This window comes from Superficieibacter sp. BNK-5 (assembly GCF_047456055.1).
Taxonomy (GTDB): domain Bacteria; phylum Pseudomonadota; class Gammaproteobacteria; order Enterobacterales; family Enterobacteriaceae; genus Superficieibacter.
Map to the genome: position 1 here is coordinate 1,631,962 of NZ_CP179893.1, position 25,267 is coordinate 1,657,228.

Annotated in this window: 21 protein-coding genes and 2 pseudogenes; 11 read left to right on the plus strand and 12 right to left on the minus strand. The window is 53.2% G+C overall.

The window, feature by feature from the left end; genetic code table 11:
- Window positions 1-3 precede the first annotated feature (3 nt).
- Window positions 4-2,064, plus strand: coding sequence for an AsmA family protein (locus ACMGGS_RS07790; RefSeq protein ID WP_414165655.1), 2,061 nt, complete (start codon window positions 4-6; stop codon window positions 2,062-2,064).
- Window positions 2,065-2,277: 213 nt separating this feature from the next.
- Here the strand turns inward: ACMGGS_RS07790 and ACMGGS_RS07795 are convergent, their stop codons facing one another.
- The 3 genes from ACMGGS_RS07795 to ACMGGS_RS07805 all read right to left on the minus strand — a co-directional run bounded on the left by ACMGGS_RS07795 (window position 2,278) and on the right by ACMGGS_RS07805 (window position 5,904).
- Window positions 2,278-3,603, minus strand: coding sequence for an MFS transporter (locus ACMGGS_RS07795; protein ID WP_194207482.1), 1,326 nt, complete (start codon window positions 3,601-3,603; stop codon window positions 2,278-2,280).
- 274 nt (window positions 3,604-3,877) lie between these two features.
- Entirely contained in the window at window positions 3,878-4,948 is a 1,071-nt protein-coding gene (gene yhjD / locus ACMGGS_RS07800; protein ID WP_414165656.1) for an inner membrane protein YhjD, read from the minus strand.
- A gap of 56 nt (window positions 4,949-5,004) precedes the next feature.
- Window positions 5,005-5,904, minus strand: a complete 900-nt coding sequence (locus tag ACMGGS_RS07805; protein WP_414165657.1) for a LysR family transcriptional regulator — start codon at window positions 5,902-5,904, stop codon at window positions 5,005-5,007.
- 117 nt (window positions 5,905-6,021) lie between these two features.
- Here ACMGGS_RS07805 and ACMGGS_RS07810 point away from each other — a divergent pair, with 117 nt between their 5' ends.
- Both ACMGGS_RS07810 and ACMGGS_RS07815 read left to right on the plus strand, forming a co-directional pair.
- On the plus strand, window positions 6,022-6,780 hold the full coding sequence (locus ACMGGS_RS07810; protein ID WP_414165658.1) for an SDR family NAD(P)-dependent oxidoreductase: 759 nt from the start codon (window positions 6,022-6,024) through the stop codon (window positions 6,778-6,780).
- Window positions 6,781-7,175: 395 nt separating this feature from the next.
- Window positions 7,176-7,790, plus strand: coding sequence for a LuxR C-terminal-related transcriptional regulator (locus ACMGGS_RS07815; RefSeq protein WP_414165659.1), 615 nt, complete (start codon window positions 7,176-7,178; stop codon window positions 7,788-7,790).
- Here ACMGGS_RS07815 and ACMGGS_RS07820 read toward each other — a convergent pair.
- Complete coding sequence (locus tag ACMGGS_RS07820) at window positions 7,787-8,254, minus strand: lysozyme (protein ID WP_414165660.1); 468 nt, start codon at window positions 8,252-8,254, stop codon at window positions 7,787-7,789. The two genes, ACMGGS_RS07815 and ACMGGS_RS07820, sit on opposite strands and share 4 nt — an antisense overlap.
- A gap of 199 nt (window positions 8,255-8,453) precedes the next feature.
- Between ACMGGS_RS07820 and ACMGGS_RS07825 the strand changes: the two genes are divergently transcribed.
- Window positions 8,454-10,040 carry an STY4199 family HEPN domain-containing protein gene (locus tag ACMGGS_RS07825; protein WP_414165661.1) on the plus strand — a complete coding sequence of 529 codons (1,587 nt, stop codon included), beginning with the start codon at window positions 8,454-8,456 and terminating at the stop codon, window positions 10,038-10,040.
- Here the strand turns inward: ACMGGS_RS07825 and ACMGGS_RS07830 are convergent.
- Window positions 10,037-11,692 carry an alpha,alpha-trehalase gene (locus ACMGGS_RS07830; RefSeq protein ID WP_414166224.1) on the minus strand — a complete coding sequence of 552 codons (1,656 nt, stop codon included), beginning with the start codon at window positions 11,690-11,692 and terminating at the stop codon, window positions 10,037-10,039. The genes ACMGGS_RS07825 and ACMGGS_RS07830 overlap by 4 nt on opposite strands.
- A gap of 740 nt (window positions 11,693-12,432) precedes the next feature.
- Between ACMGGS_RS07830 and ACMGGS_RS07835 the strand changes: the two genes are divergently transcribed.
- Window positions 12,433-13,431: a CAAX protease gene (locus tag ACMGGS_RS07835; protein WP_414165662.1), complete on the plus strand. Its 999-nt coding sequence runs from the start codon at window positions 12,433-12,435 to the stop codon at window positions 13,429-13,431.
- A 197-nt stretch (window positions 13,432-13,628) separates the two neighbouring features.
- Here ACMGGS_RS07835 and gorA read toward each other — a convergent pair whose 3' ends face one another.
- The 3 genes from gorA to ACMGGS_RS07850 all read right to left on the minus strand — a co-directional run bounded on the left by gorA (window position 13,629) and on the right by ACMGGS_RS07850 (window position 16,467).
- A complete protein-coding gene (gene gorA, locus ACMGGS_RS07840) occupies window positions 13,629-14,981 on the minus strand; it encodes a glutathione-disulfide reductase (protein ID WP_414165663.1) in 1,353 nt (450 codons plus the stop codon).
- Window positions 14,982-15,080: 99 nt separating this feature from the next.
- A complete protein-coding gene (locus ACMGGS_RS07845; RefSeq protein ID WP_414165664.1) occupies window positions 15,081-15,923 on the minus strand; it encodes a 23S rRNA (adenine(2030)-N(6))-methyltransferase RlmJ in 843 nt (280 codons plus the stop codon).
- 97 nt (window positions 15,924-16,020) lie between these two features.
- On the minus strand, window positions 16,021-16,467 hold the full coding sequence (locus ACMGGS_RS07850) for a hypothetical protein (RefSeq protein ID WP_414165665.1): 447 nt from the start codon (window positions 16,465-16,467) through the stop codon (window positions 16,021-16,023).
- 153 nt (window positions 16,468-16,620) lie between these two features.
- Between ACMGGS_RS07850 and prlC the strand changes: the two genes are divergently transcribed.
- Window positions 16,621-18,663 (plus strand): oligopeptidase A, encoded by a 2,043-nt coding sequence (gene prlC / locus ACMGGS_RS07855; protein WP_414165666.1) that lies wholly within the window; start codon window positions 16,621-16,623, stop codon window positions 18,661-18,663.
- Between the two features lie 6 nt (window positions 18,664-18,669).
- Complete coding sequence (gene rsmJ, locus ACMGGS_RS07860) at window positions 18,670-19,419, plus strand: 16S rRNA (guanine(1516)-N(2))-methyltransferase RsmJ (protein WP_414165667.1); 750 nt, start codon at window positions 18,670-18,672, stop codon at window positions 19,417-19,419.
- A gap of 252 nt (window positions 19,420-19,671) precedes the next feature.
- On the opposite strand, the pseudogene ACMGGS_RS07865 reads toward rsmJ, so the two are convergent.
- A pseudogene (locus ACMGGS_RS07865) lies at window positions 19,672-20,427 on the minus strand (NAD(P)/FAD-dependent oxidoreductase); the annotation flags it as partial.
- Between ACMGGS_RS07865 and ACMGGS_RS07870 the strand changes: the two are divergent.
- The 4 genes and pseudogenes from ACMGGS_RS07870 to hxpB form a co-directional block, all read left to right on the plus strand.
- Window positions 20,426-20,833: pseudogene (locus ACMGGS_RS07870) on the plus strand (RrF2 family transcriptional regulator); the annotation flags it as partial. The pseudogenes ACMGGS_RS07865 and ACMGGS_RS07870 sit on opposite strands and share 2 nt — an antisense overlap.
- Before the next feature lie 171 nt (window positions 20,834-21,004).
- A complete protein-coding gene (locus ACMGGS_RS07875; RefSeq protein WP_414165668.1) occupies window positions 21,005-21,724 on the plus strand; it encodes a ribulose-phosphate 3-epimerase in 720 nt (239 codons plus the stop codon).
- Window positions 21,721-22,278, plus strand: a complete 558-nt coding sequence (gene hxlB, locus ACMGGS_RS07880; protein ID WP_414165669.1) for a 6-phospho-3-hexuloisomerase — start codon at window positions 21,721-21,723, stop codon at window positions 22,276-22,278. Before ACMGGS_RS07875 ends, hxlB begins: the two co-directional genes overlap by 4 nt.
- Window positions 22,279-22,360: 82 nt before the next feature.
- Window positions 22,361-23,017, plus strand: coding sequence for a hexitol phosphatase HxpB (gene hxpB, locus ACMGGS_RS07885; RefSeq protein WP_414165670.1), 657 nt, complete (start codon window positions 22,361-22,363; stop codon window positions 23,015-23,017).
- Window positions 23,018-23,081: 64 nt separating this feature from the next.
- Here the strand turns inward: hxpB and ACMGGS_RS07890 are convergent, their stop codons facing one another.
- From ACMGGS_RS07890 to ACMGGS_RS07900, 3 genes are read right to left on the minus strand one after another with little or no spacing between them, the layout of a single operon-like run.
- Window positions 23,082-23,366 carry an HPr family phosphocarrier protein gene (locus ACMGGS_RS07890; protein WP_414165671.1) on the minus strand — a complete coding sequence of 95 codons (285 nt, stop codon included), beginning with the start codon at window positions 23,364-23,366 and terminating at the stop codon, window positions 23,082-23,084.
- Window positions 23,356-24,534, minus strand: coding sequence for a mannitol dehydrogenase (locus ACMGGS_RS07895; protein WP_414165672.1), 1,179 nt, complete (start codon window positions 24,532-24,534; stop codon window positions 23,356-23,358). The genes ACMGGS_RS07890 and ACMGGS_RS07895 overlap by 11 nt, the downstream gene beginning before the upstream one ends.
- An 18-nt stretch (window positions 24,535-24,552) precedes the next feature.
- Window positions 24,553-25,254, minus strand: a complete 702-nt coding sequence (locus ACMGGS_RS07900) for a DeoR/GlpR family DNA-binding transcription regulator (RefSeq protein WP_228066284.1) — start codon at window positions 25,252-25,254, stop codon at window positions 24,553-24,555.
- Between the last annotated feature and the right edge of the window lie 13 nt (window positions 25,255-25,267).

Here is a 25,267-nt window from a genome sequence, read left to right on the forward strand (position 1 = left end):
GGCATGTCGAAAACAAGTAAAATACTTGCCATTATCTTAGGGACGCTGGTGCTGCTCATTGTAGTTGCCATCATTATTATCGCGACCTTTGACTGGAATCGCCTGAAGCCGACCATCAACCAAAAAGTGTCTACGGAGCTTAATCGTCCTTTCGCCATTCGTGGCGATTTGGGCGTGGTATGGGAGCGGCAAAAACAGGAAACGGGCTGGCGAAGCTGGGTGCCGTGGCCGCATGTTCATGCGGAAGATATTATTCTCGGTAATCCGCCGGATATTCCGGAAGTCACCATGGTGCATCTGCCGCGCGTAGAGGCGACGCTGGCACCGCTGTCATTGTTAAGCAAAACGGTTTATTTGCCGTGGGTGAAATTCGTGCAGCCTGACGCGCGATTGATCCGTCTGTCTGAGAAAAACGATAACTGGACGTTTAATCTGGCCTCGGATGACGAGAAAAAAGAGAACGCCCAGCCTTCCGCCTGGTCTTTCCGTCTCGACAATATTCTCTTCGACCGTGGTCGGATTGCCATTGACGATAAAGTCAGCCGCGCCGATATCGAAATTCTGGTCGATCCGTTAGGTAAACCGCTGCCCTTTAGCGAAGTTACCGGCAGTAAAGGTAAGGAAGACAAAGGTAAAGTCGGCGACTACGTATTTGGCCTGAAAGCGAAAGGGCGCTACAACGGGCAGCCGCTCACCGGCACGGGTAAAATCGGCGGTATGCTGGCGCTGCGCAGTGAAGGCACGCCGTTCCCGGTGCAGGCAGATTTCCGTTCGGGCAATACCCGCGTGGCGTTTGACGGTACGGTTAACGATCCGATGAAAATGGGCGGCGTCGATCTGCGCCTCAAGTTCTCCGGCGATTCGCTGGGCGAGCTGTATGACTTAACCGGCGTGCTGCTGCCGGATACCCCGCCGTTCGAAACGGACGGCCGCCTGGTCGCCAAAATCGATACCGAGAAATCCTCTGTCTTTGACTATCGCAACTTTAACGGTCGTATCGGCGACAGTGATATTCATGGATCGCTGACCTACACCACCGGTAAACCGCGTCCGAAGCTGGAAGGCGATCTGGAATCGCGCCAGCTACGACTGGCGGATCTGGGGCCGCTGATCGGCGTGGACTCGGGCAAAGGGGCTGAGAAGTCGAAACAATCCGAGCAGAAAAAAGGCGAGAAGAGCGTACAGCCTGCTGACAAAGTGCTGCCGTATGATCGCTTTGAAACCGATAAGTGGGATGTGATGGATGCGGACGTGCGCTTTAAGGGGCGTCGTATTGAGCATGGTAGTAGCCTGCCGATTAGCGATCTCTCAACGCATATCATCCTGAAAAATGCCGATCTGCGTTTGCAGCCGCTGAAGTTTGGCCTGGCAGGCGGAACGATTTCTTCCAATATTCATCTTGAAGGCGATAAAAAACCGATGCGCGGCGTGGCAGACGTTCAGGCTCGTCGGTTGAAGCTGAAAGAGCTGATGCCTGATTCAGAGATGATGCAGAAAACGCTGGGTGAAATGAACGGTGACGCCGAGTTCCGCGGAACGGGTAACTCCGTGGCGGCGCTGCTGGGCAGCAGTAACGGTAACCTGAAGCTGCTGATGAACGATGGCTTGATCAGCCGCAACCTGATGGAGATCGTCGGGCTTAACGTGGGTAACTTCATCGTCGGCCAGTTGTTTGGTGATGAGGAAGTTCGCGTCAACTGTGCGGCGGCGAACCTGGATATCGTGAACGGTGTGGCGCGTCCGCAAATCTTCGCCTTCGATACTGAGAATGCGCTGATCAACGTGACCGGTACTGCCAGCTTCGCTTCCGAGCAGATGGATTTGACCATCGACCCGGAAAGTAAAGGCATCCGTATCGTCACCCTGCGTTCACCGTTGTACGTGCGTGGCACCTTCAAGAATCCGCAGGCGGGTGTGAAGGCAGGGCCGTTGATTGCCCGTGGTGCGGTAGCCGCGGCGCTGGCAACGCTGGTCGCCCCAGCCGCCGCGCTGGTAGCGTTGATTTCCCCGTCAGAAGGGAATGAAAACCAGTGCCGCACCATCCTGTCACAGATGAAGAAGTAAGGCTGGACGCACGCGTATGACGTTATAGTGCGATGGTAAAATGCCCGGTAGCGCTGCGCTTACCGGGCCTACGGTCTGGTGCAAGGGATTGATTCAGAAGGAGAGTGTCAGGCTGGAGTTAATCGTAGGCCGGGCAAGCGCAGCGCCGCCCGGCATGACAACGCGGGATTACCGCCCGGCATGACGGCGCTGCGCTTATCCGGCGTTAAGGCGTTACAGCGACTGATGACGGGTTTCGTGGGTCAGCAGCAGCGCAATTAACGTCAGCGCCGCCATCGCGGCCAGATAGAACCCGACGTAAGCCAGACCGTAATTCGCCTGGAGCCAGGTGGCGATATACGGCGCAACGGATGCGCCCAGAATCGATGACACGTTATAGGAGAATGACGCCCCGGTATAACGTACTTCGGTCGGGAACAACTCCGGCAGCAGCGCGCCCATTGGGCCGAAGGTCAGCCCCATCAGGCTCAGGCCAATCAGCAGATACGCCATCACCAGCAGTGGATTTCCCGAACCCAGCAGCGGCGGGAACACGAACAGCGCGAACAGGATAATCAGCGTGGTGATCACAATCATGCTTTTCCGACGGCCAAACGCATCCGCCAGCAGCCCGGCAATCGGCACCATCACGCCAAAACCAATTACCGCCATCATCAGCATCCACAGCACTTCATTACGCGGCAAACCAAGCCCTTGCGGGGCCGCCGTGGTGCTGAAGGTCATCGAATAGACGGTCATAATGTAGAACAGCGTATACGTTGCCAGCATGATAAACGTGCCCAGCACGGTCACGCGCAGGTGCTTCGACAGCAGCGTTCCCATCGGGACTTTCACCTGTTTCTTCGCGGCAGCGACTTTGGCAAAGACCGGCGTCTCATGCAGCGACACGCGCACGTACAGGCCGATCAACACCAGCACCGCAGAGAAGATAAACGGCACACGCCAGCCCCACTGCATAAACTGCTCGTCGGTCAGCAGCCACGAGAGCAACAAGAACGTGCCGTTGGCAAAGAAGAAGCCAATCGGTGCACCAAGCTGCGGGAAAGAGCCGTACAGTGCCCGTTTGCGAGGTGGAGCGTTTTCTGTCGCCAGCAACGCCGCACCGCCCCATTCACCGCCCAGACCTAAACCCTGCCCAAAACGAGCCAGTGCCAGCAGCAGCGGCGCAAAAATACCGATGGTGGCGTAGCTGGGAAGCAAACCGATAACCACCGTCGAAATTCCCATGGTCAGTAGCGACGCGACCAGCGTCACCTTACGGCCGACACGGTCGCCAAAGTGACCAAATAGCGCTGAGCCGATAGGACGCGCGATGAAGGCAATGGCGAACGTCGCCAGTGACTGTAGCGTCGCCGCGGTCGGATCGCCCTGCGGGAAGAAAATATGCGGAAAAACGATCACCGCAGCGGTGGCGTAAATATAGAAGTCGAAAAACTCAATGGCAGTACCAATGAGGGAGGCAACGACGACCTTATTACGGGAGTTGACCGGTGCGATGTCGGCGGCATTGTCGAGCGTAGTTGTGGCGGTTGCTTGCATAAATATTTCTTATTTTATGACCATCGAAAGGCCATATTACGCACAGCAAAAGCGACATTTCAATCCTGAAGGGGATAGCGTAGTGGTCAAAAAACAAACAAAAAGTGAATAATGTTCATACCTGCAAGTTATGGTCTATGAAATGCTTCACAGAATTTAAAAGTTAGCATTTAAAACCAGGTTTAGGTTAAATAAAAGTTACAGGTTAGTTTTATCTGCTGAAATGAAGGCGCGGGCTGAGATTTTACTTTTTCGCTCAGCCCGCGATGGGATTTTAATGGTGTCCTTTACCCGGCATATGCGGATCGTCTTTGTATTCTGCCGTTGCGATCCACGCCGCGCAGAACAGCGTCAGACGGGCAAAGAAGTAGAAGAAAGCCATCACGCCCAGAACCGAGCCAAACGCCGCACCGGAAGGTGAGGTAGCCAGCGAAGGCAGCGTCCAGGTCATGATGATTTTAATGACCTCAAAGCCTATCGCCGCAAGCAGCGTCCCGCGCATCAGCGCCTTGCGACGCGGACGATGGCGTGGCAAACGCCAGAAGATCCAGAAGAACAGCAGGTAGTTGGCGCAAATCGATATCGCCAGGCCGATCAGCTGCCAGACCGGCTTCAGCCAGTCGATGTAGTCCAGATAGAGCCAGGAGATAATTTTTTCCTGCGCCGCCCCGGCGATAGAGGTAATCGACAACGTGATCACCAGCGCGACCAGCAGGCCGATCAGCGAGATAAAATCGCGGATATATTTTACCCAGAATTTTTCATCGTCCTGCGTTTTGCTCTCCCAGACATCGCGCGACTGGGCGCGGATGGCTTCACGCAGGTTGCCCACCCAGTTCACTCCGGAATAGAGTGCCACCAGCAGGCCGACGATCCCGACCGTGGTACGCTGCTGCACGGCGGTACTGATGGTACTTTTCAGGGTCGTTGCCGTGGTCGGGTCATTCACACTATCGAGGATTTTATTGAAAATATCCTGCAATAGCGTCGGGTGAGAGGCGAGGATGAAACCAGCGGCCGCAAAACAGACCATCAGGATAGGGATCATCGATAAGAAAGAGAAATAGGTGATGGCCGCGCCAAACTGATTACCCAGCCTGTCATTAAAGCGTTCCGTAGCGCGGATCAGGTGTGCAATCATGGGACGGCGCTGGATTTTTTCCGCCGTCTCCGTCACCGTCGCGATGACACCGCCGTCAGACTCTTTCTTTTCAGGTTCTGGCTTTTCCTTCTCGTCTTTCTGGGCATCCGGCGTTGTAGCCGGAGGATCTTCCGTTACCACCTTTTTGACGGGCTTATAGTCCAGCTCGGTTACGGGGCGCTTTTCATCATTTTCCGGCGTCATTAGAGAGAGATTCCTTTTTTATGAATATGTGACGTATAAGGCAATTATAGTCACGGTTAATCGACGTAGGTTTTCATTACGCCAGTTAACCACTCCATAAACAGATGTACGCGCCGGGAGAGATTACGCCGGTGCGGGTAAATCAGCGAAACCGGCATCGGCTGTGCGCGATACTGCGGCAAAATCTCGACCAGTTTTTTACTGCGCAACGCGTCCTTCACGCCCACCCGTGGAACCTGAATAATCCCCAGCCCCGCCAGACACGCCGCGTGATACGTTTCGGTGCTATTGACCGTTAAAATGCCGCCCGCCTTCACCCAGCGCGTAACGTTATTGCTGTAAATTTCGAATCCCTGCGGACGCACGCCGGTATTCACCGCGTAGTAAACCAGGGCATGACTGGCTAAATCCTCCGGCGTATCCGGATAGCCGAAACGCGCCAGATAATCCGGGCTGGCGCAGTTAATCAGTGACATCTTACCGAGCGGGCGGGCAATCAGACCGGAGTCCTTCAACGTCCCGACCCGCACCACGCAGTCAAAGCCTTCACGGATCACGTCCACCAGCCGGTCGCTGCTGCTGAGTTCGATTTCAATTCCTGGATACTGCTGTACAAACGCGGGCAGGTGGGGAATGACCATATTTTTAGCCATCGCCACGGGCATATCCACGCGCAGTATTCCGCTCAGGCTGCCGGGATCGTGCTGGAACATGCCATCCAGCTCCTCCAGATTGCTGAGCAGATCCTTCGCCCGCTCGTAATATACCATTCCATCCTGAGTAAGCTGAACACGGCGTGTAGTTCGGTGCAGCAACCGGGTCTGAAGCTGATTTTCGAGCGCCTGAATATGCCGCGACACGCTCCCTTTCGGTAGCCTGAGCGCTTCTGCTGCACGGGAAAAACTCTCCAGCTCTGCTACGCGAACGAATAATTGCATTGCGTAAATTTTATCCATCGCGGCCCCTTATTGTTGTTGTAATTGAAACAGTGAAACACAAATTGCAATCTTTATTGATTCTTTAGCAGCTAATAAGCTGTTTAACAATCAACACAACCCTGAAATGAGGTTTTTATGAAGCAACGTATTGCATTAGTGACAGGTGGCAGCCGCGGTTTGGGGAAAAACGCAGCGCTAAAACTGGCGGAGCGGGGAGTTGCGATTATCCTCACCTATCATAAAAACCCGCTCGCCGCGCAGGATGTCGTGCGTGAAATTGAGCAGAAAGGGGGCAAGGCGGTAGCACTGGCGCTGGATGTCGGCGATACAGCAGGTTTTGGCGGTTTTATCGCTGAGGTCCGGCAACAGCTTAATGCCCTCTGGCAGCGTCACAATTTTGATTATTTAATAAACAATGCCGGTATCGGCTTACACGCCTCTTTTGCTGACACGACAGAAGCGCAATTTGACGAATTAATGAACATCCATTTTAAAGGCCCCTTCTTTTTGACGCAGGGCTTATTACCCCTGCTGGCTGACGGTGGACGTATTCTGAATGTCTCAACCGGGCTGGCGCGATTTACGCTGCCGGGACACAGCGCCTATGCCGCAATGAAAGGTGCCATGGAGGTGCTGACACGCTACCAGGCCAGAGAACTGGGCGAGCGCGGGATCACGGTGAATAGCATTGCACCCGGTGCCACTGAAACCGACTTCAGCGGCGGCGCGGTGCGTGATAATGCACAGCTTAATCAGTTCGTCTCTTCACAAACCGCGCTGGGACGGGCAGGCTTACCGGATGATATCGGCAATGCCATTGCTGTGCTTTTAAGCGACGAACTACGCTGGATGACGGCACAGCGAGTGGAAGTTTCTGGCGGGATGCTGCTGTAATAAAAATCAGCTTTTCTTATGAGAAAAGCTGACATTACTTTCATTAATCTTAAATAGAATGTTTTTTCACTTTAAATGCTAAATATTACTTTGTAACAAACTCTCAGGGAATTCCCCTTCCCCTTTTGGTGCAGGCTCGTTAATATCCCTCTGAATTAATATTAATAATATGCCTGCTGTTTATTTCTTTAAGGAAATCCTTAATAAAAGTTTGATGTAAATCACTAATTTGTAATAATTATGGCATGCCAGTAATTATTGAAGAACATTATCTTTTACTTCTCATCATCATCGGTAAAATGCCCCAGGCTAAGCAGCAAGTATTTATTTCAGTTTGCTGAGAATACCCTTCCACCATGCTTATGGGTCAATAGCTTTTCGATGGAGAAAGAGTAATGCAGGTAATCATGTTTGACAGGCAGTCAATATTTATACATGGAATGAAGATAAGTTTACAGGAGTTGATTCCGGAAATAGATATCCAGGGACTCAGTCAGGCAGAGGATCTGTGGCGTTGTCTGGAGGATCGCCCCGAGGCTATTTTAATCCTCGATGGTGATATGGATCGTGATCTCTGCCAGTCCGTCCTTCAGGAGAAAAACGAGCGTTTTCCCCAGTGCCGGGTGCTATTAGTAACGTCTGACTGTACGAAAGAGTGGTTACAGGACGCGTTGCGTTATAACGTCCTGGCGGTTGTACAGCGCGATTCAGAGCCTGATAAGTTCGCGGTAGCCATTAATAGTGTGGCAATGGGATTGATGTGTCTGCCGGGCGACTGGCTGGTAACACATGAAGAAAGTGAAAACGATCAAGAGTTACAGCACCTTAGTAGCCGGCAGCGCGAAATACTGAAGCTACTGGCCGCAGGTGATTCCAATAAACAAATTAGCCGCACGCTGAATATCAGCGCCGGCACGGTTAAGGCGCACCTTGAATCTATTTACCGCCGCCTTGATGTTAAAAATCGCACTCAGGCAGCGATGATGTTTAACGAGACAAGCTGCCACTAAAGCGTGATGACTTCACCACCCTGAAGAAATAACGCGCATTCAGCCTGACGTTGCGGCGTCAGGCTGTGAATCTTCCTTCCATTAAGCACAATCGCTTTTTCCCATTCTGTCAGCGCCTTATCGAACTGTTGGGCATTAATATGTTTGAGGATCGCTGACTGGTAAAACGCTTCATTACCACAGCTCAATGCCAGAGAAACCAGGGCGTCATATTGCGGCTGATTCAGACTAATTTCCAGGCACTGTTGCAGCAAACACTGGCAGCGCTGAATATCCAGAATTAACAGGGCTTCAGCCGTTTCCGGCGTTAGCGGCCCGGCAAAGTTTTCATAGCAGGCGATCATATGCCCATAGCCAATCACCCACAGTCCACTTTCATCCTGATATTGTTCAAGGTTAAGGCCCTGATATTTTTTTATCAGCTCAATGCCTGCCAGACTGATCGTCAACGGTTGCTGCGCCATAGTTATTTCCTCTTGTTACTGCCGGGCAGTCTAAGGTAAAGCGCGGAGGGGAAACACTTGCCAGATGGCCCAGGGTGAATTCGCAGACAAAAAAATGCCGTTATGGAGGTGTATAGATCACTGTATTGAAACAGAATTTGTTATATCTTTTAACCGCACTTTACCACGGGGTTCAACTTTAGGCGGCGCGAGAAAGAGAATGGTCACCAGTACATCACACCAGATTCGTGAGCAGTTTGAACACTGCCTTGCGATCATTCGCCAGGCGTCGCTTGAAATTTTGCTCCTGCTTAACGTTAAGGTGACGGAGGGAAAGGATCCGCGCTGGTTTCTGGAACAGCTGGATCAGGCTCGCCTGAGCCTTGGCGGCTGGGCCAGCGTCGCGCAAAGGCTTAATCTGAATGATGCCCAGATGAGCCGTTTTACGTTGCACTTACGTCATCTCCAGCAGTGGGTTCCGCAGTATGAACGCGGGCAAGAGGTGAGTCATCATCAGTTGATTGTCGCTCTGCGTTTCGTGACGGAGCTGGAGTACCTGCGCCAGAAGCAGCCGCTGTTGAAATTCTCCGCGCCGGAAGAGACAGAGGCTCACGCTCAGCAGCAGGCCCAGGGGCAATTACGCACCCTGGAATTGACGCTCAAAGCCTTGATCGCTCAGGCCTGGCCCGATCCGGTGCGTCTTAATAACCAGCTAAAAATACAGTTTGGTGCCGACAAGGTGCGACGCTGGCTCAAATTGGGTGAACGTCACGATGTGCTGAGCGGAATGCGTTTTAGCGAGCTGGCCCTGATGCTGGTCGATAAAAAAGAGTTTGCCCGCCACTATGCCCCGCTGTTCAACGACCCGTCTACACTCAGTTTGTTTGTGGAACCGCGCGCCACGCTGCAACATTTTCTCGAAGACTGCCGGCAGATCCGTAATAAAGTTATTGCCGGAGAACCGCTAAGTCTGGCGCAGCGAGCGCTGCTCGATCACTACAGTCAACAAATTATCGCCCCGGTTCAGCAAGCCTTTGCGCGTAATCAAACTCGCGTCAATCCTGCCGCGTTTATCTCCCGGCAGGAGAGCGAGCTTGAGGATTTCTGGGAGGCTGCACGTAAGAAAGATCGGCTTTCCGGCGGCGACAATACCGAAATCAGCGACAGCATTGAGCGGCCCGAACCCCGGCGCAAACGCTCGGCGCAGGAGCGCGATCGGCTTATTTCCGTGGTGTTGTGGGCGCTGGTTGGTATTACCGTGCTGGGCATGTGTGGCGGCGGATTATGGATGATCAATCAGAGTAGCGCCACGCCGCAAGCCAGCGCGCAAAGCACCGGGAGCGGCGTTAAGGTGGAACGCGAACCGGCCTCCCCGCGTGAACAACTGACCAGCATGGGCATTACCTGGGATACCAGCAATCTGCGTTCTGCTATCGATCGTAATGACGCGCAGGTGACGCAGCTTTTTCTGCGCGGCGGAATGAACTGGAAGCTTTCGTGGACCGAAGCCGCTCACGCGGCCGGGAATGATAAGGTACTGATGCTGCTGTTGCGTTACCGTCTGCAAATGGATGAGAGAAGGCCCTGCCGCCGCTTTATGACCACCGTGGGTGCCGCGATGGCGCAGGGCGATGCGTTAACGTCGATGCGTAAGGAGTATCTTCAGACTTTCTGTACCGCACCGGCGGTCGTTGAGCGGCAGCGTTATGATACTGAACAGGCAAGACGGCGGGCAAAGGCGCAGCCGGACGCGCAGAATAAACAATGGCTGGCGATCCAGACTGCGATTTACAATGAGGTGCACTAGTCGCGCGGCGGTTCGCCATACAGTGCAATCAGACGGCGTACCACACCGTTTGTCCAGCCGAAGCCGTCCTGCAACGGGTATTCACCACCGCCACCCTCTTGCGGCGTGCTGTTGGCAATATGATATTTCTCAACCAGCTTATGATGCTGCTGGTAAACGTGGTTGACTGTTTTCAGCCAACAATGGGCGATCTCATCGCCCAACGCATCATTGCCGTAAAGCTTAAAGCCCTGGATCGCCATCCATTGTAGCGGTGCCCAGCCGTTGGGTTTGTCCCACTGTTCGCCGCTTTCATAATCGCTGGCCATAAGCCCGCCCGGCGTGAGCAGACGCGCACGCACAACCTCAGCAAGGCGGTCTGCCTGCTCATGCGTTGCCATTCCGGTGTACAGCGGAACAATACTGGCCGCTGAAAACCGCGCCTGCTGCTCGCGTCGCCAGTCATAGTCACGGAAGCAACCGTCTTTTTCATCCCACAGATAATGGGTTATGGCAGCGCGACGCTCAGCCGCCTTCTGGCGGAATTTTGTTTCTGTTTCCCGGTCTCCCTTCAGGCCGGAGATATTGGCGATAGTGCTTTCCAGCTTGAACAGGAAAGCGTTCAGGTCGACAGGGATGAACTGCGTTGTCCTGATGCTGGCGAGACGATCAGTATCGCGCAGCCAGCGGGAAGAGTAATCCCAGCCGGATGCTGCACCGGCGCGCAGGTCACGATACACCTCACTCGCCGGACGGCTGGAGTGTTTCGCGGTTTCCACGTCCTCAAGCCAGGATTCATCACGCGGCGTATCGCGATCGTCCCAATAGCGGTTAAGCAGCGCGCCGTTAGGCATACGCACCACATGGCGATAGCCCTGATTCAGCATCAGCGAGTCTGCACCGTCCATCCAGAAGTTGTATTCCATCAGCAGGTGGTCGAGGTAACGACGCGCACCGCGCACGCCATCTTCTTCGAAAAGTTCAACCATCAGGGCAAACACCGGCGGCTGGGAACGGCTCAGATAATAGGTACGGTTGCCGTTGGGAATATGACCGTACATTTCGATCATCCAGGCGAAGTTATCCGCCATACATTTCAGCAGATCGCCCCGGCCGCTTTCCGCCAGCCCCAGCATAGTGAAATAGGAGTCCCAGTAGTAGGTTTCGCTAAAACGTCCGCCCGGCACGATGTAAGCCTGGGGCAGGGCGAGCAACGACGACCACGGGATATGATCCTGCGGTTCGCGCGTCAACGTTGGCCAGAGGTTATCGATATGCTCTTTCAGGGAGTGCTCAGGATTCGAAATGTATTCCTTACTGTAATCCTGTGGCAACCAGAAGTGTGCATTAACAAACTCGCGCAGATCAAACCCCGGCCGGCGTTTAACCCGGCGGTAGCGGATAAGAATATCCAGCGGATCGATTTTCGGTGCACAGTCCGGAAACGTTTTGCTGTCGGCAAAAATACGCGTGGACTGCACATGCTCAAAGAGTTCGAGATAGCGATCGGCAGGCGTCAGGGCGTCAGAGTCGGGAAACCCTTCGATCATCTCCGGCTCCGGCTCGACCTCGGTCATTTCATCCAGTTTTAATTCGCATGGATCGGTTGCGTAGTTGAGATGCAAATCTATCAACAACTCTTCCTCCACACTGCGCATTTTCTGGTTGAGCATAATGACAAAAACCTCCGGATTAGGTCGTTTTAATACACGGGTATAGCCCGGTTCATCTTTAAGGGTAGACATTCGACGCGATCATTGATCGGCAAAATGTGCGGTGGATCACACTTCTTCGTGAGCAAGTAAAGAGCAAAAAACGTTCAGGTCGCTGTTAATAAACAGGAAAAATGGGAATCGTTATTGTTGGCCCGCTTTCACTTTCAGAGTAATTACTTTACGGCATTGGGCCGGGTGAAAAGGGTAAGAACATATTATATCTGTATGGGTGTCAGGATGGAACCGGGGGCAGTGAGGTGGAGTGTAAAATTGGGTTACTAAATAACCGCTGTTGTCGCTGTGTTGTTCGGATGTATAAAAATTCAGAGAGAAAGATAGAGATGCAGAACCTGATCATTGGTTAAAACAAAATGAAAAGCAAAGCTGTAAGCTATATGATGCATCCAGTACAGGGAGCGTTTCTGCTAGCGGAGATGGATTGGGTCACTGAAACCCGAAAAGATAAAACAGCAACAGTTTCATCGCCGACCATACACCACGTTCCCGCTAATACTGATGCGGCAATCACCGCTCAAGCCAGAACAGCAAATACTCTGAGCTTCAGAAACGAGAAAAGCCACCCTAAGGTGGCTTTTCCAGTACTAACTTTTACGCACGGGTCCGAAGAAATCCGCGCCTTGATGGGATAAATTTACCAGTATTGGATTTGCCCGTCAACCTGTCCCCGGGAGGGCGATATGCAGTTGGAAGATTATATTTCGTCTGAGCGGCTAAATATTTATACCGACATACTGAAGCTTAAACACGGCGAGGAGTTGGGTGGCTATAACTGGAACAAGGCAGTTGCCGCAGCTATGCAGCCACTCATGCACTGCCTTGAGGTGACGTTGCGTAATGCAATTGATTACAGTATTCGTCATGAGCCGCTACCCGGTGCCGTTGGGCACTGGCGCACCGATGCCAACTGGATATTCGATTTACCTCGCTACATAGGCGACAAAATCTGGGTACGTCAGAACAAACGTTACAAAACCGATGCGCGTGGTCAGACGTTGTTTCGTAACGGCAAGCCCATTTACGACCGGACGGCCTGGGAAGAAGACTGTATCCGCAAAGTATCCAAACGGATCCGTGATGCGGGAAAAATTCCGACGGCTGAGCGGGTCATTTCCGGGCTGGATTTCGGTTTCTGGACTAATTTTCTGACCAAAAATTATGATGAGCCCCGGAACCGTTCACTGCTGTGGCCCCCACTGTTGTCAACCGTCTTCCCCGGTACGCCAGCCGGAACTCCCCGTCATGTGCTGGAAAAGAAATTTTTCCGTATCCGCGATCTGCGTAATCGTCTGGCGCATCATGAAGCTATCTGGAAATTTCAGGAGATCGATCCAGTGACTGGTGTCCCGGATTATAGCCGTCCAGTGTACGGTCTTCAGGCCTCTCTGCAACTGCTGCGCAGAGCCTGGGACGATATGCTGGAAGCGCTAAAGTGGCTCAGTCCTTCCCGGCATGCGGCGTTTCTGAACGAAGGGCACCACATCCGCTTTGAAGCGCTGGCCACTCTGGACGGACTGTTGAGTTTTACCGAACGTCAGCAACTGGCAAACGGCCTGAACATCAGACGCAGCAGGGAAGTCAGAAAACTGCTACGCGGGCTTGGACAGCGGAAAATAGTCCGTCTGACCAGTAGTGCCCGGATCGTAGCCATTATCGGCCCGGATTTCATTCGAATATAGATTGGCCCAGGATTTACATGCCGGAGAACAGTTTAAATCACTGATCCTTCATTGTTGTCAGCGCAGAAGCGCTCTGCGGGTGTGTTCTTAGAAGATAAGTGAGAGGCTAATACCTTGTGCTGTATAACCAGGCCAGAAAGTCACTGGCCTGGTTATACCTTTTTTTGAGATTAAAGAGTTCCAGAGCGTTTTAGACCTTACCGCATCGTCACAAACTCTTCCGCTCCGGTCGGGTGGATGGCGACGGTATTATCGAAATCTTTTTTCGTTGCGCCCATCTTCAGCGCCACCGCAAAGCCTTGCAGCATTTCATCCATGCCGTAGCCAATACCATGGATACCGACGATTTTTTCCTCCGGCCCGATGCAGACCAGCTTCATGCGGCACGGCTGGCGGTGAGAGGTGACGGCGGTATACATCGCCGTAAAGGACGATTTATACACCTTAACCGCATCGTCGCCGTACTCTTCACGCGCCTTCTCTTCGCTCAGCCCGACGGTGCCAATCGGCGGATGGCTGAACACCACGGTCGGTACATTGCTGTAGTCGAGATGCTCATCCGGCTTATTGTTAAACAGGCGCTCGGAGAGGCGGCGGCCTGCGGCGACGGCGACGGGAGTTAGTTCAATCGCGCCGGTGACGTCGCCCACAGCATAAATACCTTCCACGCTGGTGTTCTGGTATTTATCGACCTCAATATGGCCTTTTTTACTGGTGCGCACGCCTGTCGCGGCCAGGTTGAAATTGTTCGTGGCAGGTTCGCGTCCCACTGCCCAAATCAGACAGTCCACCGTCTGCGAGCGGCCATCTTCCAGATCAAGCGTCAGGCTGCCGTCGGCATTTTTCACTACCGCCTTCGGCACCGCATGGGTATGCAGCGTCGGGCCTTCGGCGTTCATGACTTCCACCAGCGTTTCGGACAGCATGTTATCGAAGCTGCGCAGCGGCGCGTGTTTACGCACAAACAAATGCGCTTCTGCGCCGAGGCCATTAATAACCCCAGCCAGTTCGACGGCGATATAGCCTGCGCCAACGACCGCGACACGTTCAGGCAGTGCAGGCAGTTCAAAGAACCCATCGGAGTCGATGCCGTATTCCGCGCCCGGAATATCCGGATGGATCGGACGGCCGCCGGTAGCGATCAGGATGTGATCGGCGGTGATCGTCTCGCCGTTCACTTCCAGCGTTTTTGCATCGATAAAACGGGCGAAACCCTTAATAACATCGACCTGATTTTTCCCCAGCACGTTATCGTATGAGGTATGAATACGATCGATGTAGGCGGTACGGCTGGCGATGAGCGTGTCCCAGTTAAAGTGGTTAATCGTGGTATCAAAACCATAATCCGGGCCGTACAGATGGATCGCTTCGCGGATCTGCGCCGCATGCCACATGACTTTCTTCGGCACGCAACCGACGTTCACGCAGGTGCCGCCCAGCGCTTTGGCTTCAATCAGCGCGCATTTCTGGCCGTACATGGCCGCACGGTTGATGGAGGCAATGCCACCGCTGCCGCCGCCGATGGCAACGTAGTCGTAATGTTTCGTCATGACCGTTCCTTAACCTGAAAGGGGCGGATACGCCAGGCGCATCCGCAGAAATAAGTGGATTGTAGCGCGCGATTGGACAGCGTCCACCGATGGTTGCGATTACTCCGGGACGACCCAGCTTACGGTGGCGTGTCCGATACCGGTCGGCACCAGTTTGTTGTGCAGCCACGGCAGCACGTTATTCATCTGCTGTTCCAGCTTCCACGGTGGGTTAATCACAATCATGCCGGAAGCGGTCATACCGTGCCGGTCGCTGTCCGGACGTACCGCCAGCTCGATTTGCAGAATGCGGCGAATCCCGGTCGCTTCCAGCTCTTTAAGCATGCGCTTGATTTGCTGGCGCAGCACCACCGGATACCACAGCGCGTAAGTGCCGGTGGCAAAACGTTTGTAGCCTTCGTGGATACCGCTTACGACCGCCTGATAGTCGGATTTAATTTCATACGGCGGGTCGATGAGGATCAGGCCGCGACGTGATGCGGGTGGCAGTTTGGATTTTAACTGCTGATAGCCGTCGGCGCGTTCCACGCGGGCGCGGTTATCTTTCTGAAACTCGCCGCGCAGCAGCGGGAAATCGCTCGGATGCAGTTCAGTCATGTGCAGGCTGTCATGCTCGCGCAGCAACTGGCGGGCGATCAGCGGCGAACCAGGGTAGTAACGAAGCTGACCGCTACGGTTGAAGTGCTCAACTACATTGATGTACGGCTCCATCTCGGCAGGCAGGTCGTCCTGCTGCCAGATGCGCGCGATGCCTTCGAGATACTCGCCAGTGCGCTCGGCGTATTCGCCACTTAACTGATAACGTCCCGCGCCCGCATGGGTGTCCAGATAGAGAAACGGTTTATCTTTCTCTTTCAGCGATTCAATGATCAGAGTCTGAACGGTATGTTTGAGGACGTCGGCATGGTTGCCAGCGTGAAAGCTGTGGCGATAACTGAGCATAAAAAAGCGAATTCCGGGAAGTGAACACAATGACGAACAGTTTACCGTAGATCCGTCATGATTACCGCCCTGGTACTTTTAATTCTGCCCAAACCGGTCATAACGTAAAAAGCGTAAGCTTGCTGACGCTGGCGTTCGGGTTGGCCTGCTTCACGGCCTCCAGAAATACCGCAAAGCTGCGGTTAAACAGGGTGTAATTATGCAGAAAGCGCGCCTGCTTCTGCTGGCCGTTAATTGACCAGCTCACCGACCAGACAGAGCGGTTATTAACTTCAGTCGATTCGCGTTTTACCCCGGTGATAGCGGTCAGTGGAATGGTAGTGGTGTTCGCGTCGGTGACTTCATAAAAGCTCTCGGTATCAAAGTAATAACTCGCCTTATAGCTACGAGAACTGCCGAAGATGCGCAGCAGAAACGACGATGAAGAAATTAATTTGCGATCGCCCGGGCCATTGGGAGCATCCGCAGGCCGGGTATGCGACAGTTTTTTGGTCACCAGATAAAGGATGACGAGCAAAACAATAAGCGGTAAAAACGCTGCCATGAGCACTTCCTGTATCAAGGTGCGAGAGTGACATTATAGTGAGCTTCCCGCCACGCTCGCCATTGAAATTCTCTACACTTAGCCCCATGCTAGATCTAACAGATAAGCGCCGGAACGTGCGCTTCATTTACCCTATCCAACAGGACCGCGCATATGACCAACCCTTTATTGACGCCTTTCGATCTCCCGCCTTTCTCTGCAATCAAACCTGAACATGTGGTTCCTGCTGTCACCAAAGCGCTGGATGACTGCCGCGCCACGGTCGAAAGCGTGGTGGCGCACGGTGCGCCGTATACGTGGGAGAATTTGTGTCAGCCGCTGGCGGAGACGGATGACGTGCTGGGGCGGATCTTTTCGCCCATCAGCCATCTGAATTCGGTACAAAATAGCCCGGAACTGCGCGAAGCTTACGAGCAAACCCTGCCGCTGCTCTCTGAGTACAGTACCTGGGTCGGGCAGCACGAAGGGCTTTACAAGGCATACCGCGACCTGCGCGATGGCGATCACTATGCCTCGCTGACGGCACCAGAGAAGAAAGCGGTCGATAACGCGCTGCGCGATTTTGAACTGTCCGGTATCGGGCTGCCGAAAGAGAAGCAGAAACGCTACGGCGAGATCGCGACCCGCAAATCTGAACTGGGGAATATCTACAGCAATAACGTGCTGGATGCGACGATGGGCTGGACGAAGCTCATCACCGATGAATCTGAACTCGCCGGAATGCCAGAAAGCGCGCTGGCCGCAGCAAAAGCGCAGGCCGAAGCCAAAGAGCAGGAAGGTTATCTGTTAACGCTGGATATCCCGAGCTATCTGCCGGTGCTGACCTACTGCGACAATCAGGCGCTGCGTGAAGAGATGTACCGCGCCTACGGCACCCGCGCTTCCGATCAGGGACCAAATGCCGGTAAGTGGGATAACGGCCCAATTATGGCGGAAATCCTCGCCCTGCGTCACGAGCTGGCGCAACTGCTGGGCTTCGAAAACTACGCCTATAAATCGCTGGCAACTAAAATGGCGGAAAACCCGCAGCAGGTACTGGACTTCCTGACCGATCTCGCCAAACGCGCCCGTCCGCAGGGTGAGAAAGAACTGGCTCAGCTGCGCGCCTTTGCGAAAGCGGAGTATGGCGTGGACGAACTCCAGCCGTGGGATATCGCGTACTACAGCGAAAAACAAAAACAGCATCTGTACAGCATCAGCGATGAGCAGCTGCGCCCTTATTTCCCGGAAGAGAAAACGGTTAACGGTCTGTTTGAAGTGGTGAAACGTATTTATGGCATCACTGCTAAAGAACGCAAAGACATCGACGTCTGGCATCCGGACGTGCGGTTCTTCGAACTGTATGACGACAAAAACGAACTGCGCGGCAGCTTCTACCTTGACCTCTATGCGCGTGAACACAAGCGCGGTGGGGCATGGATGGATGATTGCGTGGGCCAGATGCGTAAAGCGGACGGCACGCTGCAAAAACCAGTTGCTTATCTGACCTGTAACTTCAACCGTCCGGTCAACGGCAAACCGGCGCTGTTTACCCATGATGAAGTGATCACCCTGTTTCATGAATTCGGTCACGGTCTGCACCATATGCTGACTCGAATCGAAACCGCAGGCGTTTCCGGTATCAGCGGCGTGCCGTGGGATGCGGTCGAACTGCCGAGTCAGTTTATGGAAAACTGGTGCTGGGAGCCGGATGCGCTGGCGTTTATCTCCGGCCATTATGAAACCGGCGAACCGCTGCCGAAGGAACTGCTGGATAAGATGCTGGCGGCGAAAAATTACCAGGCGGCGCTGTTTATTCTGCGTCAACTAGAGTTCGGCCTGTTTGACTTCCGCCTGCACGCTGAATTTAGCCCGGAGCAGGGCGCGAAAATCCTCGAAACGCTGGCGGAGATTAAAAAGCAAGTTGCCGTGGTGCCGTCCCCGGCCTGGGGCCGCTTCCCGCACGCGTTCAGCCACATCTTCGCGGGCGGCTATGCGGCGGGCTACTACAGCTATCTGTGGGCTGATGTGCTGGCGGCGGACGCATACTCCCGCTTTGAAGAAGAGGGGATTTTCAACCGCGAAACCGGGCAGTCTTTCCTGGATAACATCCTGACCCGTGGTGGTTCCGAAGAGCCGATGGAGCTGTTCAAACGCTTCCGTGGGCGTGAACCGCAGCTGGATGCGATGCTGGATCACTACGGCATCAAAGGCTGATTTTACGTGCAAATCTGCTTGATTGACGAAACAGGCACCGGAGACGGTGCCTTATCTGTTCTTGCGGCCCGCTGGGGGCTGGAACAGGACGATAATAATCTGATGGCGCTGGTGCTGACGCCGGAACATCTGGAACTGCGCAAGCGGGATGAGCCGAAGCTTGGCGGCATTTTCGTCGATTTTGTCGGCGGGGCGATGGCGCACCGGCGCAAATTCGGCGGCGGTCGCGGCGAGGCGGTGGCGAAAGCGGTCGGCGTTAAGGGCGATTATCTGCCGGATGTGGTGGATGCCACGGCGGGGCTGGGACGCGATGCGTTTGTGCTGGCCTCGGTGGGGTGTCGGGTGCGGATGCTGGAGCGTAACCCGGTGGTAGCAGCGTTGCTGGACGACGGCCTGACGCGTGGCTATGCCGATGCGGAAATCGGCGGCTGGTTACAGCAGCGTTTGCAGCTGATCCACGCCTCAAGCCTGACCGGGCTGGCGGAGATTACGCCGCGTCCGCAGGTGGTGTACCTCGATCCGATGTTTCCGCATAAGCAGAAAAGCGCGCTGGTGAAAAAGGAGATGCGGGTATTTCAGTCGCTGGTGGGGCCGGATTTAGACGCCGATGGCTTGCTGGAGCCTGCGCGTCAACTGGCGAGCAAGCGTGTGGTGGTTAAACGCCCGGATTATGCGCCGCCGCTGGGCAATGTCGCCACCCAGAACGCGGTTGTGACCAAAGGGCACCGGTTTGATATTTATGCGGGGACGGCGTAACGGGGTAAGCCGGCTCATTGTCGCGTTGTCGCGTTGTCGCAAGCCACCGAGTTGTCGCGTTGCCGGGTGGCGGCTTCGCCTTACCCGGCCTACGGATCATTGGCGTAATCTGTGACCGATGTATCCGGTTTGGGGGTTACCCATGTATCCGGTTTGGTGCCTGGGTTGTGGTTTTGCTCGTTGTAGGCCCGGTAAGCGCAGCGCCACCGGGCAGAATTCCACCGTACTATGCGTTAAACGAAAAGGTCACCCCTACACAAACGGCGCTAACGGATCGGCAATCTCAAACGCCGCCGCTCTTTCCGCTTTCGGCGGATAAATCAACTCGCTGGTAATCGAAAGCTTCAGCTTTTTAGCATCCGCGCGCGTCAGTTTCACCTGCTGATCCCAGCCCTCGGTATACACCGCGCCCCATGCGCCCAGATCCAGACAGGTCACGTAATTTTCCTGACGATAAGGCAGCGGCTCGACCGCAAGCAGGCTGGCGGCGGCGTTATTCCCGGCAAACTTACCGAGCAGAATGGCGTGCTGGCAGGTCATCAGCGCATGGTTGCCCTTATCGTCGGTTGCGGCATAAGCCACATCGCCGGTGGCATAAATATCATCATGCCCCTCGACCTGGAGGAGACGATTTACGTGCAGGCGTCCCTGAGCGTCTCGCGGTGCACTAATCTGCGCGGTGAGCGCATTGGCCTGCACGCCGACGGTCCAGATCACCGTCTTAGACGCGATTTTCTGCCCGTCTTTTAAGGTCACGCCGTCGGCATCAATCTGTTCAACTTCTGCGTTAACCATCCATTCAACGCCCAGTTCTTCGGACGCCTGCATAATGACTTCGCGCAGCGCCTGGCTGTAACGTCCGCCTGGCGCTGGCCCCCGTTCAACTACGACTACTCTGGTCTTAGCTTTCTCGCCAACAATACAGCGTAAACGGGCCGGTAGTTCCATCGCCATCTCAATTCCGGTAAAGCCACCGCCGCAGACGACAACGGTATTACGCGCCGCGCTTGCTGCGCTGCAAAGCGTCCCTTACGACTACCTGGCAAAAATCTTTACCCGGCTTTCAAAGGCTGGACTGGTGAGCAGCACTGAAGGTAAAGGCGGCGGTTTTAAACTGGCGAAGCCCGCAGAACATATTACGGTGCTGGATGTGGTTACGGCCATTGACGGCGATAAGTCGATTTTTGAGTGCCGCGAAATCCGTCAACGACTGGCTGTTTTTGATGAGCAGGCTCCCGCCTGGGCCTGCGAAGGGATCTGCGGCGTGCGGTCAGTTATGGATATGGCGCAGCAGCGGATGGAAGAGGCGCTGTCTCAACATACGATCCTCGATCTCACGCGGAAAATGTATCGTAAAGCCCCAGATGAATTTGTTATGGAAGTGCAGGAGTGGATCGCTGCCAGAAAAGGGTAGCGCGTCCCGCTTATCCTGTCGTTAACTCCTTGAATTTTAATCTCGTCCAGAATTGTTTTCGATCGCGATCACAGTTCACTTCGGGCTGCATAGGATATGCATTATTTTGCGTGTAATATTATTAAACACGCAAAATAACGCATTATGTAACAATGCTAAGGATTGAATGAAATGGCGTTTAAATCGGTCATTTTATCGCCTTCTCTGATGTGTGCTGATTTACTTAACTTAAGTCATGCCGTCAGGGAGCTTGAAGAGGCGGGTGTCGATGCGTTGCATATCGACCTTATCGACAGCGCCTTTAGTCCCAGCATGCCGCTGGGGCTGGAGACGATTAAACAGCTACGTAAACAGACCCGTCTGGATTTTGATATCCATATTATGTCTGTCAATAATGAGTGGTTTATCAAACGGGTACTGGATATCGGCGTGCACCGTATTGCCTTCCACTATGAGACCTCTTTGCATCCCGACAGACTGGTTAACCTCATCAAAAAAGAGAACGTTGAGGCGGGAATCGCGCTGAATCCAGCCACCAGTCTGACCACGCTCGACTACCTTTTACCTTCACTTGATTACGCATTATTGATGCTTATCAATCCAGGCTTTGCCGGCGATAAAAGCGAGCAGCAGGTTCCCTATGCAGAGGAAAAAGTCCGGCAACTTCGTGCAAAAATTTCAGCGGCCGGGGCTGATACCGCGATTCAGGTCGATGGCCGCGTCTCGTTTGCCACTATTCCTGGGCTGATTGCTGCCGGTGCCACTAATCTGGTGCTCGGCAGTACGGGGTTGTTCGTTGCCGGACATACGCTTAAAGAGAACAAGCGCACGCTCGATCAGACGGTGACAGAAGGTCTGGCACGGGTTGAAAATCAGGGAGTGAACGCATGAATTATCAGCTCAATAAAAGCCATGTCATTAATGAACTCAACGCTACCCTCGACAACGTCTCTTCGCAGAGCGTCGGGCAACTGCTGGAGATGATCGAATCCGCAGATCGGGTCTTTTTTGTCGGCGTGGGCCGGGTACTGCTCTCCTTGCAGGCAATAGCCAAGCGCCTGGCGCATCTCGGCATCCAGACCTGTATTGTCGGGCAAATAACGGAACCGGCGATTACCGCTAACGATTTGCTTATTGTCGGCTCCGGTAGCGGTGAGAGCATGTTCCCGTTAGGGATTGCCCGAAAAGCGAAAACCTTTCATGCCAAAATTGCGCATATAGGCGCTAACCCGCAAAGCAGTATGAAAGAGGTCAGCGATTTGTTTATTCGCATCCCGGTAAAAACCAAACTTAACCTGCCGTCGGAAACGCCTTCCATACAGCCGATGACCTCGCTTTTTGAACAGTCCTTACTTTTACTGGGCGACATCCTCGCGCTCCTGCTGATCGAAAAGCGACAAATAAACATGGACGCGCTTTGGCAGTTTCACGCCAATCTTGAATAAGGTTCGCGTTCCTGCGCTTCTCTTTGCGCCATTGTGCTCAAGCCGCACGATGGCGCATTTTCTTTATCTGTAAGGAATAGAAATGGCGATAACCGTTATTTTTGATATGGATGGCGTACTTATCGACTCGGAGCCAGTATGGCGAGATGTCGAAAAAGAGTTCTATTTAATGCATCACGGGCTGACGCTGGTTGACGATGATTTTGATGCTTTCACGGGAATGCCAGTAATGGTTTTTTTACGCAAACTGCATGAAAGACACCGGCTACCCGCGCACGATCTCTCCCTCGTTCACGACCTTATCGTCGGGCAGGTGGCGGACAAAATCCGCCAGCAGCCCCGACCTGTGCCTGGCATCTTCGAACTCCTTGATGCGCTACGCCAGCGTAATATTCCCATGTCGGTGGCCTCTTCTTCACCGCTGCGTCAGATCGATAACGTCCTCGATACGCTCAATATTCGCCATTATTTCCAGGCGGCGATCTCAGCAGAGACGCTGGCGCATGGTAAGCCGCATCCGGAAATCTTCCTCAATGCTGCGGCCATGATGGACGCCGATCCGCAATATTGTCTGGTGATTGAAGATTCGCTTAACGGCCTGATCGCCGCCAAAGCTGCCGGAATGCGTGCGCTGGCGTTGCCGGCACCGCATCAGCGCCACGATCCGCGTTTTACGTTAGCGGACCAGATTATCGATCATCATGATGAGGTCTTACCTTTCATTCTGAATTCGTGGTAAAAAACGTAAAAAAAACAGGTTTACCGACTGTCAGGTAAACCTGTTAAAAGGCGAAAAGGGATTATTATTCGCCTAAACCTTTCTCTATTTCACTCGTCAAACTTTCCATAGCGGCGGTGGCGTCATCACCTTCAAACTCCACCCGTATTTCATGACCTCTTTTAATACCCAAAGACATCAGCGCCATCAGGCTTTTGGCGTTAACAAACTTATCGCTGCGCGACAGGTTAGCGACCGTAACTGAACAGGCAAAAGGCTTCAGGGTCGAGACGAATGTCGCCCCGGGCCGGGCATGCAGCCCATTTTCATTACGGATAATAAATTGCGCGTGACAGTGTTTATTGACCATAGTGACTTACAGATTGCTGGATGGAATAAGCCGCATCGGTATAGTGTTTCGCCACGCAGCGTGTAATTTCATGATCCTCAGGCAGGCCAATAATTGTCGCGGCGGTCGCCAGAAGACCCTGGCTTTGCAGCGATTGCTGAATAGCCACTGAGGCTTTATCGTCAGGTGCGTAATAGGCCAGACCGCAGGCAATGGCTTTGGCAATCGGCGTGTAATCCAGGCCAAATTTCAGGCACAGATGCGCCACACCCATCAGACGGTCGCGATTGGCCAGTTTACGGATGGGGTCCCAGGCAACGCGGTGGATAGAATCCGGCAGTTCGTTTTTCGCTTTCGGCAGATATTCAAGATCCGTCAGCGCTTCACGGGTGATTTGTGGATATTCCAGCATCACAGCTTTAATGGTGACATCGTGGACCTCATTCACCAGCTCGGCGATTTCCGGGTCGGCAGAGGCGTCAGGAATCGTTTTATAACCTTTCAGGAAACCAAAGTAGGCGGTGGTGGCATGCGGACCGTTAATGGTGAACACTTTGATGTCTTTCAGCATTTCGAGGTGCTCTCTCGGCTCCAGCCATTCGACATCGCTGATGTCGTTGTACAGCGGGGTCTGAATCAGCAGTGACGCGACGGCGGTGCTATCAATGTTAGTGGCGTAGTTGGTTTCGGCATCCGTGGAGCGGCGAACGATGGAGTCACGGATAGCAACGTGGGTATCAAACCAGGCGCGGGCTTCCGGCGAAGAAATTGCGTCGCGGTAATAGCCTTCAATATCTTTAATAATATGGTTTTTGTTGGTTAAGCAGATCAGCGTCATTTTTTTGTCAGGATCGACTTCATACTGCTTTTCAAAACATGCAGCCAGATATTTTGCGGAGGCCGGGAAATCTTCCGGGTAGAGCGGGCACATAATAACGGAAGATTCGAGGAAATCATCCATTACGGAATAGTTATCATCAGTCAGAAATGCATTAAAGTTGGTGATGTCATGCATGATGATGTCATCGGTACGAAATACCTGGACGGTATATTTGTTATGTTTCTTTAATTCGTCGATGACTCGGGGGTCTTTATCCAGGAACGAAATATTCCAGCCTGCATTATCAAACGTCTCGCCAACAAAGCCTTTACCAAGGCGGCCAGCGCCTACAATTAATACGCGTTTCATTAACATACCTCATAATATTTAGATGTCCTTACTCGTGAATATATGAGTGATATCCTTGAGTGAGGACACAACGAAATTAGACCTGGTCTCAAGTTTTTCTTCAGTTACAAGGATGGCAACTTCATTCGAGACCTCAGCCATTTTTTGTTTGGTGTAGCACTCATCCAGTCCTGGAATGGTTACGCCGACTTCGCTATCAACATGGGCGACGCCCATAAAATAGATGTCGGGGCGAATAGCGGCCAGTTCACGGATGGTTTCTGCACCAATTAATACCAAAGAATTTTTGTAAAGTCTGCCACCTAAACCGATAACCTCCACATTTTGATAATCACTGAGTAAGTGCAAAATAGGGATGTTGTTGGAGACAACTGTACATTTTATATCTTTAGGTATTTGTTTAACTAATTCGTAATTGGTTGTTCCTCCGTCAATCAGAATGACACTATTCTCTTTGATTAAATGCACTGCTTTCTTTGCAAGTTTAACCTTTTCATTAATATTGAGATCCTGCCTGACATTAAAGTCAGTGACTGCCGGGCCAACGCGTATTGCGCCACTGTGTACGCGCCGAATTAATCCCTGGTTTGCAAGTTCATTTAAGTCGCGCCTTACGGTATCTTCAGAAACCTTCAGGCGCTCACTTAATTTACTGGCAACGATCTTTTTTTCTTTTTCAAGTATCTGAAGAATAATGTCTTGTCTGGCTGCCTTCATCATTACATACTCATGT